Source organism: Achromobacter sp. JD-1 (genome assembly GCF_038594925.1).
Classification (GTDB): Bacteria; Pseudomonadota; Gammaproteobacteria; order Burkholderiales; family Burkholderiaceae_B; genus Achromobacter; species Achromobacter spanius_C.
On record NZ_JBCGCS010000005.1, the window covers coordinates 122,436 to 135,997 of the forward strand.

Here is a 13,562-nt window from a genome sequence, read left to right on the forward strand (position 1 = left end):
CCCGTTCCTCAGCGCTTGCGGGCGGCGAGCGCCGGGTCGAGTGCGACGTGCTGGCCCAGAGACAGGCCGGACAGGACTTCGACGAAATCACCGTTGAGCGGCCCCGTCCGAATCTGCCGCAACATCGGGCGGCCGCTATCGTTGAGCACATAGACGCCGGTCACTTCCGCTCTGCGAATGACGGCCGACGCGGGGACATACAGACGTGGACTGTCGGTGGCAGAGGCGAGGTACACCCGAGCAAATGCGCCAGGAATCGCTTGCGGCACATCGGCAGGAAGCTCAAGACGCAGCTCGACGGTGTGCGTACTGGGGTCTGCATGGGGAATCCACTGCACGTTCTTGGGTGCAATGGCGGAGCCTTCGGCGTGCCCCAAGGTCAGCCGCGAAGGTGCCTCTTGTGAGCGCCTGGAGAACAGGGTTTCAGGCACTTTTGCGCTGACACGCAATGCGCTCGGATCGTACAGCGTCAGCAAAGGCTTGCCAGGCATTGCCATGTCGCCTAGCGCTACTGGAACTTCCGAGACGATGCCGTCATAAGGGGCCTTGATGACATAGAAGCCGGACTCGATCTGTGATGCGCCCGCCGCTGCCCGTAGGGCATTGGCTTCGGCCTGGGTGCTGTGATGCCGGGCTTCGGCTCTGTCCAGTGCCGCGCGGCTGATGTAGTTCTGATTGAACAACTCGCGTTGCCGCGCTAACTCCTTTCTGGCCTCATCCTGTTGGGCTTGTGCGGCCAGTACCTGGGCTGCGCTCGCCGCCGCGTTCTGCTGTGCAGCTCTCGCGTCCAGCTTCAGCAACTCCTGCCCAGCGCGCACGGTGTCTCCCGCTTTGACCCGAATATCCACAATGGCGCCCGCGACTTGTGCGGTCACCCTGGTCTGCCGGATCGCCTCGACCACGCCATCAATGGGCGTGACATGCTCGTGAGCCTGATGCGTCACGGGCGCACTGGCTAGCGCTGTTGAACCCGTCGGTTCTGCCTCTGTGGCGACGGCCGCCACACCGCCATATGTGAACAGCAAGACCGCAAGCGCCGATTGCGCACCTCTGACAAACATCATCCGCCCCATTCGTTGGAAAAAAGAGGCTCATTATTTGCGCAAGTACGCAAATAGTCAAATAGTCAAATACGCAATGATGTATGTATGCAGGTTGTCAAATTTGGCGTAGACTGGATCTGTACCGGTTGTGTCCCTGATATTTCGCCATGAGTTCTCCACCTCCCCAAGCGTTCCACCATGTGGCCGCCTACTTCCAAGCGCTGGCTGAACCCACACGTTTGCAGATCATCAATCTGCTGCGAGAGGGGGAGCGCAACGTGGGAGAGTTGGCACAACTCTGTGGTTTTTCTGCTGCAAACATTTCCCGCCATCTCACGCTTTTGACCCAACGCGGTCTGGTCAAGCGAGAAGCCAGAGGCACGGCGGTGTACTACCAGATCGCTGACGACTCCATTTATAGCCTGTGCGATCTGGTGTGCAGAAACGTCATGCAACAACTGCAGCACGCGGCAGAGCAGCAGTCCCCGTTACAGGAGCTGCTGGAGCAGCGTTCGGATATCGCTCATTGAAATCCATCCATGTACGCAGCCAAAAGAAGACCTGATCAGCACATCATTGACCAAGAGGGTCAGCAGCTTCTGCGCGAAGTACTCCCCAAGCCATGGCTCCTTCGTGAGTACAGACCTGATTACGGCTTGGATTTCAGCGTCGAGGTTTTTAAGACGTTAGATCCTGTCGAGGGTAAGCGGCCAATGCACGAAACGCTGGGCGAACATTTTTTTGTGCAGCTAAAAAGTGTTGATGACCCAGAGATCAAGCCACTCGATATTTATGGCCGTGGCAACGTCGAAAAGGCGATGGAACTACTCGATCGTGGGGATAAGATTGCGACCCTTGATACCTATAGGTTCTCGCTTGAAACAACAGAGTTGGTCACCATTGAGCGAATGGGGATTGGCATTCCCGTTCTTCTGGTCATCGCGGATCTGAAGTCTCGGCGCTGCTCCTTCGTCTGCCTTAACGATTACATCGACAAAATATTGATTCCTCGACACGAGAACTACCGGAGCAAAGGACGCCGTACAGTTCACGTTCCGGTGGGCAATGAAATAGGCAGTGAGAGAGGAACGGTTGCGCTGCGCTGGTACGCGAAAAGAGCAAAACTGATCGCAGCCTTTCAACGGTTTACGTACCAGTTTTCGGAACTCCAGTGGGCGGCTGAAGGGAACTGGCAAGAGCTTGCTCAGTATTTTGGGAAGCGTATCGCCGAGTATGACTTTTGGGATGACACTGAAATGTGTGCTCCCATCCCATACCATGGTCAAGGCTTACGTAAATTCCTAGCGGAAGGCAGGCCACATTACTTCCATTCTGACTCGGTGGCCTACGCTGCTCTACCTGAAGAAGAACAGGCCATTTTCAAACAGGCTGATGTGTTTGAACTGTGGCGTTCTCTCTCGTTGCTGCCAAAAACCTACGAAGACGTATGGCGGGAGTGGTTCTTGCCATCTGCCCTTGGCCACATGACATCTTAATTTTCTTCATTCTTCCTCGTGGGAAATAGCCCTTGTTGGCGCTAGTTCGGATGCGCGGAAAGAGCTTGTCGAGCGTGCGATAAAGGCATTTCTCGCCTTCCTAATAAGCTTCCCAGGGAGGAGCGGTTGATCCTGTATCCGTAGCGGCGGCTACCCATCTGGCTCTTTAGTCTCGCTTAATCGACATCGGCCACCATCCAAGCGTTTTTGCTTGGAGGATTAGATTTGTCGGCGTATCGAAAAGTCTGGATGATGACTCTGCTGTGGTGTCTTGCCATCGGCAGTGCATGGGCGAGCAGCGGGCTGTTCTCATGGGGGCGCGAAACTGAGTTCCTGGAGGCAACCGAGGTCTTCAAGCTCGGGGAAGTCCGTCAGGATGCCGATGGACTGGTCATCGCCGGGCAGGTTGCCGACGGCTATTACGTCTACCGTCATTCCTTGAAGCTGACGGATGCTCAAAGCCAGCCGCTTGCACTGGATCTGCCCCAGGGAATTGCCAAGCACGACGAGTTCTTCGGCGATACCGAAATCTTCACCGATGACTCACTTGAGCTGCGTCTGCCTGCAACGGCATCAGGTGCCGCCACCCTGCATTGGCAAGGCTGTGCGGAAGCCGGGATCTGCTATCCCCCGCAGACGATCGCGGTGAACCTGCCAGCAACGCAGGCGGTTGTGCGGGCTGTCCCCGCGCAGCCTTCTCGCTCGGGCAACGCAGCACAACCCGAGAAGGAGACTCAGGCACCGCAAGCAGCCGACAGCACCGCGATGCAGCCCGATGATTCCGGGCAGCCATCAGGTGCATCCCCAAACACCACTACACCCTTGCCGGCTGTGCAAGCAGGAGAGGCGGTCGCGGAAGATCAGGCGGCCGCGCAGCGGCTTGCCTCCTTGGGGCCTGTCATGGGTACGCTGCTGTTCTTCGGGTTTGGCTTGTTGCTGGCGTTCACGCCTTGCACGCTACCCATGATTCCCATTGTCTCGACGATGGTGGTGGGCAGTCGTGCTTCGCCGCGTCGTGCCTTTGTCCTGTCTTTGGCTTACATCCTGGCGATGGCAGGCACCTACGCTGCGGTTGGCGTGGCGGCAGGCTTGGCAGGTGCAAATTTGCAGGCAGCGTTGCAGTCACCCTGGTTGTTGGGCGCCTTCGCGGCGCTGTTCCTGATTCTGGCCAGTTCCTTGTTCGGTCTCTTCGAACTGCAACTGCCGGCGGCGCTGGTCAACCGGGTTGAGTCTGCGGGACGCGGACGCGCTGGCGGCAGCGTGGGCGGCGCGGCAGCGTTGGGGTTGCTCTCCGCGCTACTGGTGGGGCCGTGCATGACGGCTCCGCTCGCCGGCGCGTTGCTCTATATCGGACAAACCGGCAGCGCGCTGCAAGGTGGGCTCGCATTATTCGCGTTGGGTCTCGGCATGGGTCTGCCACTGCTGGTGATCGCCGTGTTCGGTGCCCGTGTACTGCCTAAGCCGGGGGCCTGGATGGATCGGGTTCGCGTGGTTTTTGGCTATGTCATGGTAGGCATGGCCATCACGATGCTGGTGCGCTTCCTGCCGGGAACCGTGAGCTTGATGCTGTGGGGTGCCTGGGGACTGGCGTTGTCAGTGGGGCTGATCGCCTGGGCGCAGGCATCGGTCGAGCGGCAGCGTGCGGCCTGGACATTGCGCTTTGGCGCAGCCTTCGCCGGAATCTGGTCTGTGCTGATGCTGGTCGGAGCGGCATCGGGCGCGGACTCCGTGCTGCAACCGTTGGCGCATGTGCGTAGCGCAGCGCCTGCTGTCGCCACGGCAACACCTGGCCTCAGCTACGTAGCGGCCAAGTCTGTCGAGGATGTCGATGCGCGACTGGCTGAGGCCGGGGCGCGCGGCGAGTGGACGCTGATCGACTTTTATGCCGATTGGTGCGTGAGTTGCCATGTGATCGAGCGCAACGTGTTCGGCGATTCCGTCGTCGCGCAGCGACTGTCGCACATGCAGATCGTGCGGCCAGACGTAACGCGCAATGATGCCCTGGATCAAGCGTTGCTCAAGCAGTGGGGGGTGATGGGGCCGCCTACGTTGATACTGGTGGGGCCGGACGGGAAGGAGCGCCGTGACTTACGCGTAGTTGGCGAAATCGACGCTCGTGCGTTCCTGGCACGGCTCGATGCGGCAGGTACACCATGACCAGCATCGGCCCATTTTCCATCCGGGTGGTCATCGTCTTCGTCGCCGTACTGGTGGCTTGGACAGTGGCTCGCACCCTGGCCAAACGACTGCTGCCGGACACGCCGTACAAGGCGGCTGGCGGCATGATCTTCGATGCGCTGCTCTTGGGATTGCTGTTCGCGAGGCTGGCCTACATCGCACAGTGGTGGCGCGAGTATTCGGCAGCCCCGATGTCCATGCTTTCCATCGGCGATGGGGGGTATGCGTGGTGGGCCGGAATACCAGCGGCACTGATCTTCATCGCGTGGCGAACGCGCGCGCAACGGCCCTTGCGGCGTCCGGTACTGGCCGGGGTGTTGGCAGGGATTCTGACTTGGGTAGGCGCGGGTGGTGTGATCGAGCTGTTGCAACGCTCCGCGCCACCGCTGCCCGAACTGCAATTGGCCTCGCTCGATGCCCAGCCCATTGACCTGACCGCATACCGGGGGCGTCCGATCGTGCTCAACCTATGGGCGAGCTGGTGTCCCCCTTGCCGGCGTGAAATGCCGGCCTTCGAGCAAGCGCAGCAGGCATTTCCGGATGTGGCCTTCGTGATGCTCAACCAGGGCGAAAGTGCGCAGCAGGCTCGCGCCTTTCTGCAAAAGGATGGGCTGCACTTCTCGGATGTGCTGCTCGACCCTTCGTCGCAGGCCATGCAGGCGCTGGGATCGCGCGGCCTGCCCACCACATTCTTCTTCGATGCGCAGGGCCGCCTGGTGCACTCGCACATGGGCGAGCTGACGCTCGCCACCCTCAGCAGCGCCGTCAAGCGCCGCTTTGCGCCATCGCTCGAACACAGCCAAGACAAGGAGTAACGCCAACATGTTGATCAAACGCACTTATCCATCCTCCATCCTCGCTCTAGCGCTCATGCTGACAGCCGCTTGCAGTCAAGCCGAAAACGGGCAGCGTCCGGCGTCAGTGCAAGCGCTGGAGGCACAGGGCCTGACCATCGTGAAGGAGTTCGATGTCGGCGCTGGCATGCGTGGTTTTGCAGGCGTGGCGGGTGACAACCCCGTCGCCATCTATGTCATGGCGGATGGCAAAGCCATTGTCGGCACCCGCTTGAATGAGCAGGGAGAACCGCTGGACGAAGAGACGCTGCAGAATCTGGTGGCCAAGCCCATGGCCGAGCAGGCTTGGGCGCAGTTGGAGTCAGCCACATGGGTGCTGGACGGCAAGGCCGATGCGCCCCGCATCGTCTACACCTTCAGCGATCCGAACTGCCCCTATTGCAATCGCTTCTGGGAAGCGGCTCGCCCGTGGGTGGATTCTGGAAAAGTCCAGATTCGGCACCTCTTGGTTGGCATCATCAAGGCAGACAGTGCTCCCAAGGCAGCGGCCATTCTGGAGGCAGCAGATCCCTCGGCTGCGCTGCAGGAGAACGAGCGCAATATCGGCACAGGAGGAATCAAACCAGCAGCCAGCGTCTCGACCTCTGCCCGCACTACCTTGGCGGCAAACCAGTTGCTCATGATGCAGCAAGGGTTTCGTGGGACGCCGGGAATCATCTTTCTGGATGAAGACGGTTCGCTGCAAAAGATCAACGGCATGCCTCAAGGGGCTGCACTCTCTCGGGCACTCGGGCCACGCTGAACCGGGCCTCGCGGTGAGACATCGCCTATGCCGATATGACCGTGGCTCACGGTCGGATGGCGGATGGAGATCGAGAGGAATGGGCGTGAGGCCATGTGCCATCCCAACAATGAAGGATCGTGATGACTCAGCAGTCCTTGAAAGTCGTTCTCCATGCGCCAACGGCCATGGCATTGCAACGCGCTCGAAACAATGCAACGAATCTTCGGCGCTCTGTACCTGATAGCGAGGTGCGCATCATCGCCAATGCCGAGGCGGTAGCGGCTGCGTTGGACTCTGCACCGCATGAACAGGATTCGGTGACCTATCTTTGTCCGAACACTCTGGATCGGATCAACAGATCATGCCGAGAGCCACTGAACTTGCTTGATGATCCTGCTGTGCTTGCCATCGCGAGATTGCAGCAGGAAGGGTGGAGCTACATTCGCGCATGATTCATAAAGCGCAGGCGCAGATCGAGCCGTATATCCCGCCCGGCTCGGGGGCACCCTTACTCTGCCAGCAGGCTGATGGGGATCTTGAGGTAACGCACGCCGTTGGATTCGGTCTCCGGTAAACGTCCCGCACGGATGTTGACCTGAATCGAAGGCAGCAACAACGTCGGGGCGGGAAGCGTGGCATCTCGCCGCTGACGCATTTCTGTGAATGCCTCGGCGCTGATGCCATCGCGCACATGCACGTTGCGCTGGCGCTCGTCGGCAACGGTCGATTCCCACGCATACACGTCCCGTTCGGGGGACTTGTAGTCGTGGCACATGAACAGGCGCGTCTCAGCGGGCAACGACAGCAGCCGCTGAATCGACCGATACAGCATGTCGACGCTACCGCCCGGAAAATCGGCGCGCGCCGTGCCGTAGTCCGGCATGAACAGTGTGTCCCCCACGAACACCGCATCGCCGATACGGTAGGAGACGCAGGCCGGTGTATGGCCCGGCGTGTGTAGCACCTCTACGGTCAACGCACCGATGGGGAAGGTTTCGCCATCGCGGAACAGTCTGTCGAACTCGCTGCCATCGCCTGAAACATCGTCCAAATTGAAGACGGGACGGAAAATCCGCTGCACGTCACGGATGTGTTCACCGATGGCAACGGGCGCACCTGTGCGCATCTTCAGATAAGGCGCTGCGCTCAGATGATCTGCATGCGCATGGGTTTCAAGAATCCACGCAATCTGCAATTCACGTGCTTGGGCGGCGGCCAGGATGCGATCCGCCGAGGCGGTGGAGGCCTTGCCGCTGCGATGGTCGTAATCCAAGACCGGGTCGATGATGGCGGCCTGGTGAGTGCGTGGGTCTGAAACCAGATAGCTCACCGTGTTGGTGGCTTCATCGAAGAACGCCTGAATGTCAGCGGAAGTAGGCATAGCTTGTCCAAGCAGAGTGCTGAAGTATTGAACTTAAATTAGTTTATGCTAAATTAGAACAATGCGAAATAATGACGCGATCGTGACGATGAAAGACAAGCAGTTCCTGCAACAAGGCGCCGCCCAGGCGGCTGCCATGCTGCGAACCGTGGGCAATGAGCATCGCTTGCTGGTGCTTTGCTTGCTGATCGAACACGGGGAGATGACGGTGGGTACGCTGCACGAATACGTTCCCCTGAGCCAATCCGCACTGTCCCAGCATCTGGCCAAGATGCGCGAGGAAGGCCTGGTAGCGTTCCGCCGAGAGGCGCAGACACTGCACTACCGAATCGAAAACCCCGACGTGGCCACTCTCATTGCCACGCTCAAGACGATTTTCTGCCCTTGAACCTGACTGCTCGGAGCCAATTGACGTGTCCCTGAATCCTATCTCTGCCCAAGCCGCCCTTGATCTCGTTGGTCAGGGTGCCGTGTTGATCGACATCCGTGCTGCGGATGAACATGCGCGCGAGCACATTGCCGCTGCACGCCACATTCCCATGGATCAATTGAAGACAGCGCTTCCGCTGGATGTCACGACAGGCGTCATCTTCCACTGCCGTTCAGGCAACCGCACGCGGGTCAATGCCGCTGCACTGGGCGCGTGCGTGTCCTGCGAGGCCTACGTATTGGAAGGTGGGCTGGATGCCTGGAAGAAAGCCGGGCTGCCTGTGGTGACCGATGTATCCCAACCCCTGGAGTTGCAGCGTCAGGTACAGATCACGGCGGGTGCGCTCATCCTACTGGGGGCGGTGCTGGGTGCCACCGTCTCACCTTGGTTCCATGCCTTGTCCGGGGCCATCGGTGCGGGACTGATCTTTGCCGGCGTGTCCGGCTTCTGCGGCATGGCTCGCCTGCTGATGCGCATGCCGTGGAATCGTAAGGCAGTGGCCGGTTAAACTGTCACCGGCCACCTTGCTGCAGCGCTCCTGGCTTTGCCTTCCCGAAGCCCCTATGTGGCTCCCAGCACGTAGATGTGCTGCTCCCGCAGACGGCTTGGAGTCGGGCTAACTTATTGCCCCGTATATGGTTTCAAGCCTAGCGTGGTTTGCACGAAAGGCTTGACACTGGCCATTTTTTATGGGCCGCTCAGCGAGTCAGCAGCGGTTCAACGTTGCGGCCAGGCAATGCTGCCAGGCTCGGGGCAGACCCAAGACCCTTGCAGCCGTTCGCGGATCTGCGCCAGGTTCTGCTCAAGCAGCAACTGGCCATCGCGAAACACCGGCACCAGCGCGCCGCCCGCGGCTTGTTCGGGCGTTTGCTGGTCATGCAGCACATACCCCGTGGCGGTTTCTTCCACCCGCAGCAAACCCTTGGCCGAACGCTTCACGCCGGAATCCGTCACCGGGTCCTTCACCAGTTCTTCAGGCACGCCATTGACTTCGGCATACGTCGCCTTCAACGCCCAGCCAAAGCTGTCGCGCGTCAGGTACTGATAGGTGTAGGAGCCGATGCCCAGCACCACGTTGCCGGACGCAAAGCCCTTGCGCTCAAGCCGAACCAGAATGTCGCGGCCACGCGCCAAGGTGATGGAATCGCCGTAGATCAGGCCGACGTGCGGGTCCAGCAGCTTGTAGCCGCGCTCGGTCACGACCCCGCCGAAGAGATCCCACAAGCACTGCACCGCGCCCTTGACCTCGGCCTCGCGCAGCGTTTGCGTGGCGTGGGCCTTGTCGTCCAGCAGCCAGTATTGGCCGGTGGTGGCATCGCGCACGGCCTCGAAACCGTCACGGCGGGCGGCGGCCAGCGCGTCGCCATCTTGCACGCCGGGTACTTCGGTGCAGAAGTAGCCCGTCAGGATCTTCACGGGGTCGCCGGAATCGGGGCGGAACACCACCTTGGCATTGCCGAAGGCGTCAGGCTGGCGCGCCAGGATCTCGGGCTTGAGCGCGGCGGCAAAATCCGTCACCACCTGCCAGAAGTCCCAGGTGTCCGACACCACCGACACGATGCCCGCCGGGTACACCTGCGTGACCAGACGGCGGATGGTTTCGATCTCGCCTTCCTTGCTGCCCAGGCACATGACCGAGTGTTCGGTGGCCGGCACCGAGCCGCCAACCAGTTCGCGGTCGGAGTCGGCGCCGTAGATGTCTTCCAGATAATCAATGGCGGGAATTGTGTCGGTGCCGGTGAATGACAGCAAGTGGCCCGCGCCGCTCTTGCGGGCATCGTACAGGCCCGACATGCCGCGCATGGAAAAGTCGTGCCCCTGCCAGTTCACGAAGTCCATCGGGCTGCCGGTCAGGCGCGCGAAATAGGTCAACAGCTTGCGATATTCAAAGGCGATGGTGGCCACCGTGGACGGCTTCCAAGATTCGCAGCTGAACAGGGTTTCGATATACGTCACCAGCCACGCAAAGTCGGGGTGCGTGTTGATGAAGGTGACGGGCGGCACGCGGATATCGACGCGGGCGCCTTCCGGCACGGAACGGATTTCCAGCGGCAGATAGCCCAGTTCGTACAAAGCCTGCAAGTGGTCCACGGTGACCGCGCCCTTGCCCAACGCGTTATCCACCCGGCGCTGATACTGGCGCACGGCGGCGCCTACCGGCTTGCCGAAGAATTCGCGATTGAACAGGTCAATAAGGATTTCCTTGATGAAGCCTTGCAGGCCGAACCAGACGATCTTGTCGTCGAACAGTTCAGGCAGCACCGGGGCCAGACGCGCCGAACGCGGCGTGAAGTTGGCCAGGATCTTGTTGGTGCCCTTGGGGTACTGGAACGGGTGGCCGGTCTTGTAGAAGTCCGCTTGCAGGAAGGGGTTGATGCCGTTCTTGACGGTGAGGGGTTCGGGAGCATTCATGGTGCGGGTTCCTTCCAGACTTTCAGTTTTCAATGTTGACGAGCACCGGCGCGTTCGCGCCTTCGGCGTCCGTCCAGTCATAGGCGGTGTAGATGCCGGCGTAGCGGGCATTCAGTTCGGCCAAGCCCTTGCTGAAAATGCCGTGCGTGACATACAGGTAGAGCGGTTGCCGGGTCTTGTCCCCCAGGGCGGCGGCCAGTTCCAGGAACGTGCGGCCGCCGTCGCAGATGTCGTCCACCACCAGCACGGGCTGATCGGGAATATCGTCCGGCACGCGCGTTTCAGTGATGCGGCCGGTCTGGGTGTCGCGCACCTTTTCGGCGTAGCGAACCTGCGCCACGCCCAGCGTCTTGGCCAAGGCCTGCACGCGCTTGCGGGCGCCGGCGTCCGGGGCCATCAGCGTGACGCCCTGCGCGAAGGCGGGCGCGGCCAGCGCGTTCTTCAGGAATGCGGCGGCGTCCACCACGCGCAAACGCTGCAACAGCGCGGGGGTCACGTCGCTGTGCGGTTCCACCACGGTCACGGTGGCGTATTGCTGATCGTTGATCAGCTTGCAGAACACCGCCGCGCCCAAGGCTTCGCCGGGATTGCAGACGCGGTCCTGGCGCGCGTACGGCACATAGGGCATGTCCAGATGCACCGGCACCACCGGGTTCAGGCGGCGCAGGGCGTCCGTCAGCATCAGCAATTGCATGACGTCGTTGGCCGACTTCAACAAGGCGTGGATACGGAACGCGCTGGCCGCATCGGCTTGGGCCCGCAAGTTGGCCGGCACCGTAACCTGGCTTTCGCCGCCGGGAAATACAAACGCAGCCGGCGTGCCGGTGATGCGTTGTCCTTCTACTACCGCAGTGATGGTGAACATGATCAGCCCTTAGTGGCACTTTAAAACTAAGTGAGGCAAGTATAGATCTACTTATTGTTTATTTGCAACTAAGTAGTGGATGGCAGTCGCCCGGTGCTATCCGACGCTACGGTCGAACAGGGTGAAGTCCTTCAGGCGATACAGGCGCGCGGGCCGCTGCGCCCCGCCCATTTGTTCGCCGGTGGCTTCCAGCACGCCCCACGCTTCCATCTTGCGGCGGAAGTTCGACTTTTCCAGCCGCGTCTGCAAGATCGCTTCGTAGGTGTGCTGAAGCTCCGTCAGCGTGAAGCGTTCGGGCAGCAGGAAAAAGGGCAAGGTGGAATAACTGGACTTGCCACGCAGACGGGCGACCGCGGCCGCGACGATATCTGCGTGGTCAAAGGCCAGCGGCGGCAGCGCGTCCACGCTGACGAAACGAAAGTCGGCTTGCGTGGCGGCTTCCAATTCCGCCGCCGGCACCAACGCCACGTAGGACACCGACAGCGACCATTGTCGCGGGTCGCGGTCTTTGCCGGAGAACACCTGCAACTGTTCCAAGTAGCGCGGTTCAAAGCCGGTCTTTTCCCGCAGCACCCGGCGGATGCTGGCTTCGGTGTCGCGGTCTTCGTCCACATGCACCACGCCGCCCGGCAAAGCCATGGCGTTCTTGAAGGGCGCGCGGTCGCGCTGGTGCAAGGCAATTTCCAGGGCGCCCGCCCGCAAGGTGAGCAGGACGGCGTCGACGGTGACAAGAGGCAGTGGATAGTCCACGGGCGAGTTCCATGAATGCAGCTTCGGGGCAAGATGCCACTATCAGGTGACGCGGTCAATCGCGATCGCCGGCGCCCCGTTTCATCAGCCTGATTTTTGGATATTTCGTCCCCGTTTCTTAAGCGAAATAGCCAGAAAATCCCGCCTGATGTCAGGCAAATAGCGCGAATGTTCTACACTTCCGGTCGGGAACACCGCCTGGCTTCATGTCCGGCGTGCTGTTCCCTTTGTGTTTTCCAACCTTAATTCCCAGGAGTTCCCCGGATGAAAAAGACGCTGCTCGCCGCCGCAATGCTGACCGCTTTTACAGGCATTGCGCAGGCAGAACCGTCAGTCACCCTCTATGGTGTCATCGACACCGGCATCGGCTACAACAAAATCAAGGGCGACGGCTACAGCGGTAGCAAGCTCGGCATGATCAACGGCATCCAGGCCGGCTCCCGCTGGGGCCTGCGCGGATCCGACGATCTGGGCGATGGCCTGCGCGCCGTCTTCAAGCTGGAAAGCGGCTTTGATTCCGCCAACGGCCAACGCGGCCAATCGGGCCGCCTGTTCGGCCGCCAAGCCACCATCGGTTTGGCCAACGACGCCTGGGGTTCGATCGATTTCGGCCGCCAGGCCACGATCGGCTCGAACTACCTGGCCGACATCGACCCCTTCTACACCAGCTACACCCAATCGAACCTGGGCCTGGGTTTCAGCGCGGCCAACACCATGCGCTGGGACAACATGGTGATGTACCGCACGCCGTCTGTGAATGGCTTTGAATTCGGCATCGGCTACTCGTTCAACGCCGACGACACGACCGCCGACCAGACGGGCTTTCGCACCGCCGACAACACGCGCGGCATCACGGCCGGCCTGCGCTACGTGCAAGGCCCGCTGAACGTGGCGCTGACCTACGACCAACTGAACGGTTCCAACCGCAGCACCACCATCGACAACGACGCCACGCCGCGCCAGTACGCGCTGGGCGTGTCCTACGACCTGGAAGTGGTGAAGCTTGCCGCCGCCTATGGCCGCACCACCGACGGCTGGTTCGTGGGCCAGGACCTGCCGGCCGGCACGCCCTTCAGCGACGAATTCGGCACCAACCGCTTCGTGAACGGCTTCAAGGCCAACGCCTACATGCTGGGCGCGACCTTGCCGACCGGCGCGGCCGGCAGCCTGTTCGCCTCGTGGCAGCACGTGGCCCCGTCCAATGACAAGCTGACGGGCGGCGACGCCAACATGAACGTCTACAGCGTGGGTTACACCTACGACCTGTCCAAGCGCACCAATCTGTATGCCTACGGTTCGTATGGCACGGACTACGCATTCATCGACGGCCTGAAGAGCACCGCCGCGGGCGTGGGCATCCGCCACCAGTTCTAAGCGGTTTGGCTAGCGGGACCCGCCGTGCAAGCCTGTACGGCGGGTCCCGCTTGCG

14 protein-coding genes are annotated in these 13,562 nt (G+C 60.9%); 9 read left to right on the top strand and 5 right to left on the bottom strand.

What is annotated here, in order from left to right; all coding sequences use genetic code 11:
* Positions 1-8 precede the first annotated feature (8 nt).
* Positions 9-1,064: an efflux RND transporter periplasmic adaptor subunit gene (locus WBR68_RS10265; RefSeq protein ID WP_153855204.1), complete on the bottom strand. Its 1,056-nt coding sequence runs from the start codon at positions 1,062-1,064 to the stop codon at positions 9-11.
* Between the two features lie 146 nt (positions 1,065-1,210).
* On the opposite strand from WBR68_RS10265, the gene WBR68_RS10270 reads away from it, so the two are divergent.
* The 6 genes from WBR68_RS10270 to WBR68_RS10295 all read left to right on the top strand — a co-directional run bounded on the left by WBR68_RS10270 (position 1,211) and on the right by WBR68_RS10295 (position 6,747).
* Positions 1,211-1,573, top strand: coding sequence for an ArsR/SmtB family transcription factor (locus WBR68_RS10270; RefSeq protein ID WP_153855205.1), 363 nt, complete (start codon positions 1,211-1,213; stop codon positions 1,571-1,573).
* A 9-nt stretch (positions 1,574-1,582) separates the two neighbouring features.
* The gene (locus WBR68_RS10275; RefSeq protein ID WP_153855206.1) at positions 1,583-2,539 is read left to right on the top strand and encodes a DUF4365 domain-containing protein; all 957 of its coding nucleotides are present in this window, start codon (positions 1,583-1,585) and stop codon (positions 2,537-2,539) included.
* Positions 2,540-2,788: 249 nt separating this feature from the next.
* Positions 2,789-4,696 (top strand): protein-disulfide reductase DsbD, encoded by a 1,908-nt coding sequence (gene dsbD / locus WBR68_RS10280; RefSeq protein WP_194936610.1) that lies wholly within the window; start codon positions 2,789-2,791, stop codon positions 4,694-4,696.
* Entirely contained in the window at positions 4,693-5,532 is an 840-nt protein-coding gene (locus WBR68_RS10285) for a TlpA family protein disulfide reductase (RefSeq protein WP_153855208.1), read from the top strand. The genes dsbD and WBR68_RS10285 overlap by 4 nt, the downstream gene beginning before the upstream one ends.
* A 7-nt stretch (positions 5,533-5,539) precedes the next feature.
* Positions 5,540-6,313 (top strand): thiol:disulfide interchange protein DsbG, encoded by a 774-nt coding sequence (gene dsbG / locus WBR68_RS10290; RefSeq protein WP_153855209.1) that lies wholly within the window; start codon positions 5,540-5,542, stop codon positions 6,311-6,313.
* 122 nt (positions 6,314-6,435) lie between these two features.
* Positions 6,436-6,747: a hypothetical protein gene (locus WBR68_RS10295; protein ID WP_153855210.1), complete on the top strand. Its 312-nt coding sequence runs from the start codon at positions 6,436-6,438 to the stop codon at positions 6,745-6,747.
* A 56-nt stretch (positions 6,748-6,803) separates the two neighbouring features.
* Here the strand turns inward: WBR68_RS10295 and WBR68_RS10300 are convergent, their stop codons facing one another.
* Positions 6,804-7,676: an MBL fold metallo-hydrolase gene (locus WBR68_RS10300; RefSeq protein WP_153855211.1), complete on the bottom strand. Its 873-nt coding sequence runs from the start codon at positions 7,674-7,676 to the stop codon at positions 6,804-6,806.
* 88 nt (positions 7,677-7,764) lie between these two features.
* On the opposite strand from WBR68_RS10300, the gene WBR68_RS10305 reads away from it, so the two are divergent.
* Together WBR68_RS10305 and WBR68_RS10310 are read left to right on the top strand one after the other, a co-directional pair.
* Positions 7,765-8,064 (top strand): ArsR/SmtB family transcription factor, encoded by a 300-nt coding sequence (locus tag WBR68_RS10305; RefSeq protein WP_194936611.1) that lies wholly within the window; start codon positions 7,765-7,767, stop codon positions 8,062-8,064.
* Positions 8,065-8,089: 25 nt separating this feature from the next.
* Positions 8,090-8,614 (top strand): rhodanese family protein, encoded by a 525-nt coding sequence (locus WBR68_RS10310; protein WP_034392213.1) that lies wholly within the window; start codon positions 8,090-8,092, stop codon positions 8,612-8,614.
* 209 nt (positions 8,615-8,823) lie between these two features.
* Here WBR68_RS10310 and WBR68_RS10315 read toward each other — a convergent pair whose 3' ends face one another.
* From WBR68_RS10315 to WBR68_RS10325, 3 genes are all read right to left on the bottom strand, one after another.
* Complete coding sequence (locus tag WBR68_RS10315; protein ID WP_230694104.1) at positions 8,824-10,518, bottom strand: nicotinate phosphoribosyltransferase; 1,695 nt, start codon at positions 10,516-10,518, stop codon at positions 8,824-8,826.
* Between the two features lie 22 nt (positions 10,519-10,540).
* Positions 10,541-11,383: a ribose-phosphate diphosphokinase gene (gene prs / locus WBR68_RS10320; RefSeq protein WP_230694105.1), complete on the bottom strand. Its 843-nt coding sequence runs from the start codon at positions 11,381-11,383 to the stop codon at positions 10,541-10,543.
* Positions 11,384-11,479: 96 nt separating this feature from the next.
* A complete protein-coding gene (locus tag WBR68_RS10325; protein WP_230694106.1) occupies positions 11,480-12,133 on the bottom strand; it encodes an NUDIX hydrolase in 654 nt (217 codons plus the stop codon).
* 264 nt (positions 12,134-12,397) lie between these two features.
* Between WBR68_RS10325 and WBR68_RS10330 the strand changes: the two genes are divergently transcribed.
* Positions 12,398-13,507 carry a porin gene (locus tag WBR68_RS10330; protein WP_050445420.1) on the top strand — a complete coding sequence of 370 codons (1,110 nt, stop codon included), beginning with the start codon at positions 12,398-12,400 and terminating at the stop codon, positions 13,505-13,507.
* The last annotated feature ends 55 nt before the right edge of the window (positions 13,508-13,562 follow it).

Bases quoted from the DNA above. Each gene is read 5' to 3' on its own strand.
- WBR68_RS10265 (WP_153855204.1), bottom strand. From the start codon at position 1,064: ATGATGTTTGTCAGAGGTGCGCAATCGGCGCTTGCGGTCTTGCTGTTC.
- WBR68_RS10270 (WP_153855205.1), top strand. From the start codon at position 1,211: ATGAGTTCTCCACCTCCCCAAGCGTTCCACCATGTGGCCGCCTACTTC.
- WBR68_RS10275 (WP_153855206.1), top strand. From the start codon at position 1,583: ATGTACGCAGCCAAAAGAAGACCTGATCAGCACATCATTGACCAAGAG.
- dsbD (WP_194936610.1), top strand. From the start codon at position 2,789: ATGATGACTCTGCTGTGGTGTCTTGCCATCGGCAGTGCATGGGCGAGC.
- WBR68_RS10285 (WP_153855208.1), top strand. From the start codon at position 4,693: ATGACCAGCATCGGCCCATTTTCCATCCGGGTGGTCATCGTCTTCGTC.
- dsbG (WP_153855209.1), top strand. From the start codon at position 5,540: ATGTTGATCAAACGCACTTATCCATCCTCCATCCTCGCTCTAGCGCTC.
- WBR68_RS10295 (WP_153855210.1), top strand. From the start codon at position 6,436: ATGACTCAGCAGTCCTTGAAAGTCGTTCTCCATGCGCCAACGGCCATG.
- WBR68_RS10300 (WP_153855211.1), bottom strand. From the start codon at position 7,676: ATGCCTACTTCCGCTGACATTCAGGCGTTCTTCGATGAAGCCACCAAC.
- WBR68_RS10305 (WP_194936611.1), top strand. From the start codon at position 7,765: ATGAAAGACAAGCAGTTCCTGCAACAAGGCGCCGCCCAGGCGGCTGCC.
- WBR68_RS10315 (WP_230694104.1), bottom strand. From the start codon at position 10,518: ATGAATGCTCCCGAACCCCTCACCGTCAAGAACGGCATCAACCCCTTC.
- prs (WP_230694105.1), bottom strand. From the start codon at position 11,383: ATGTTCACCATCACTGCGGTAGTAGAAGGACAACGCATCACCGGCACG.
- WBR68_RS10330 (WP_050445420.1), top strand. From the start codon at position 12,398: ATGAAAAAGACGCTGCTCGCCGCCGCAATGCTGACCGCTTTTACAGGC.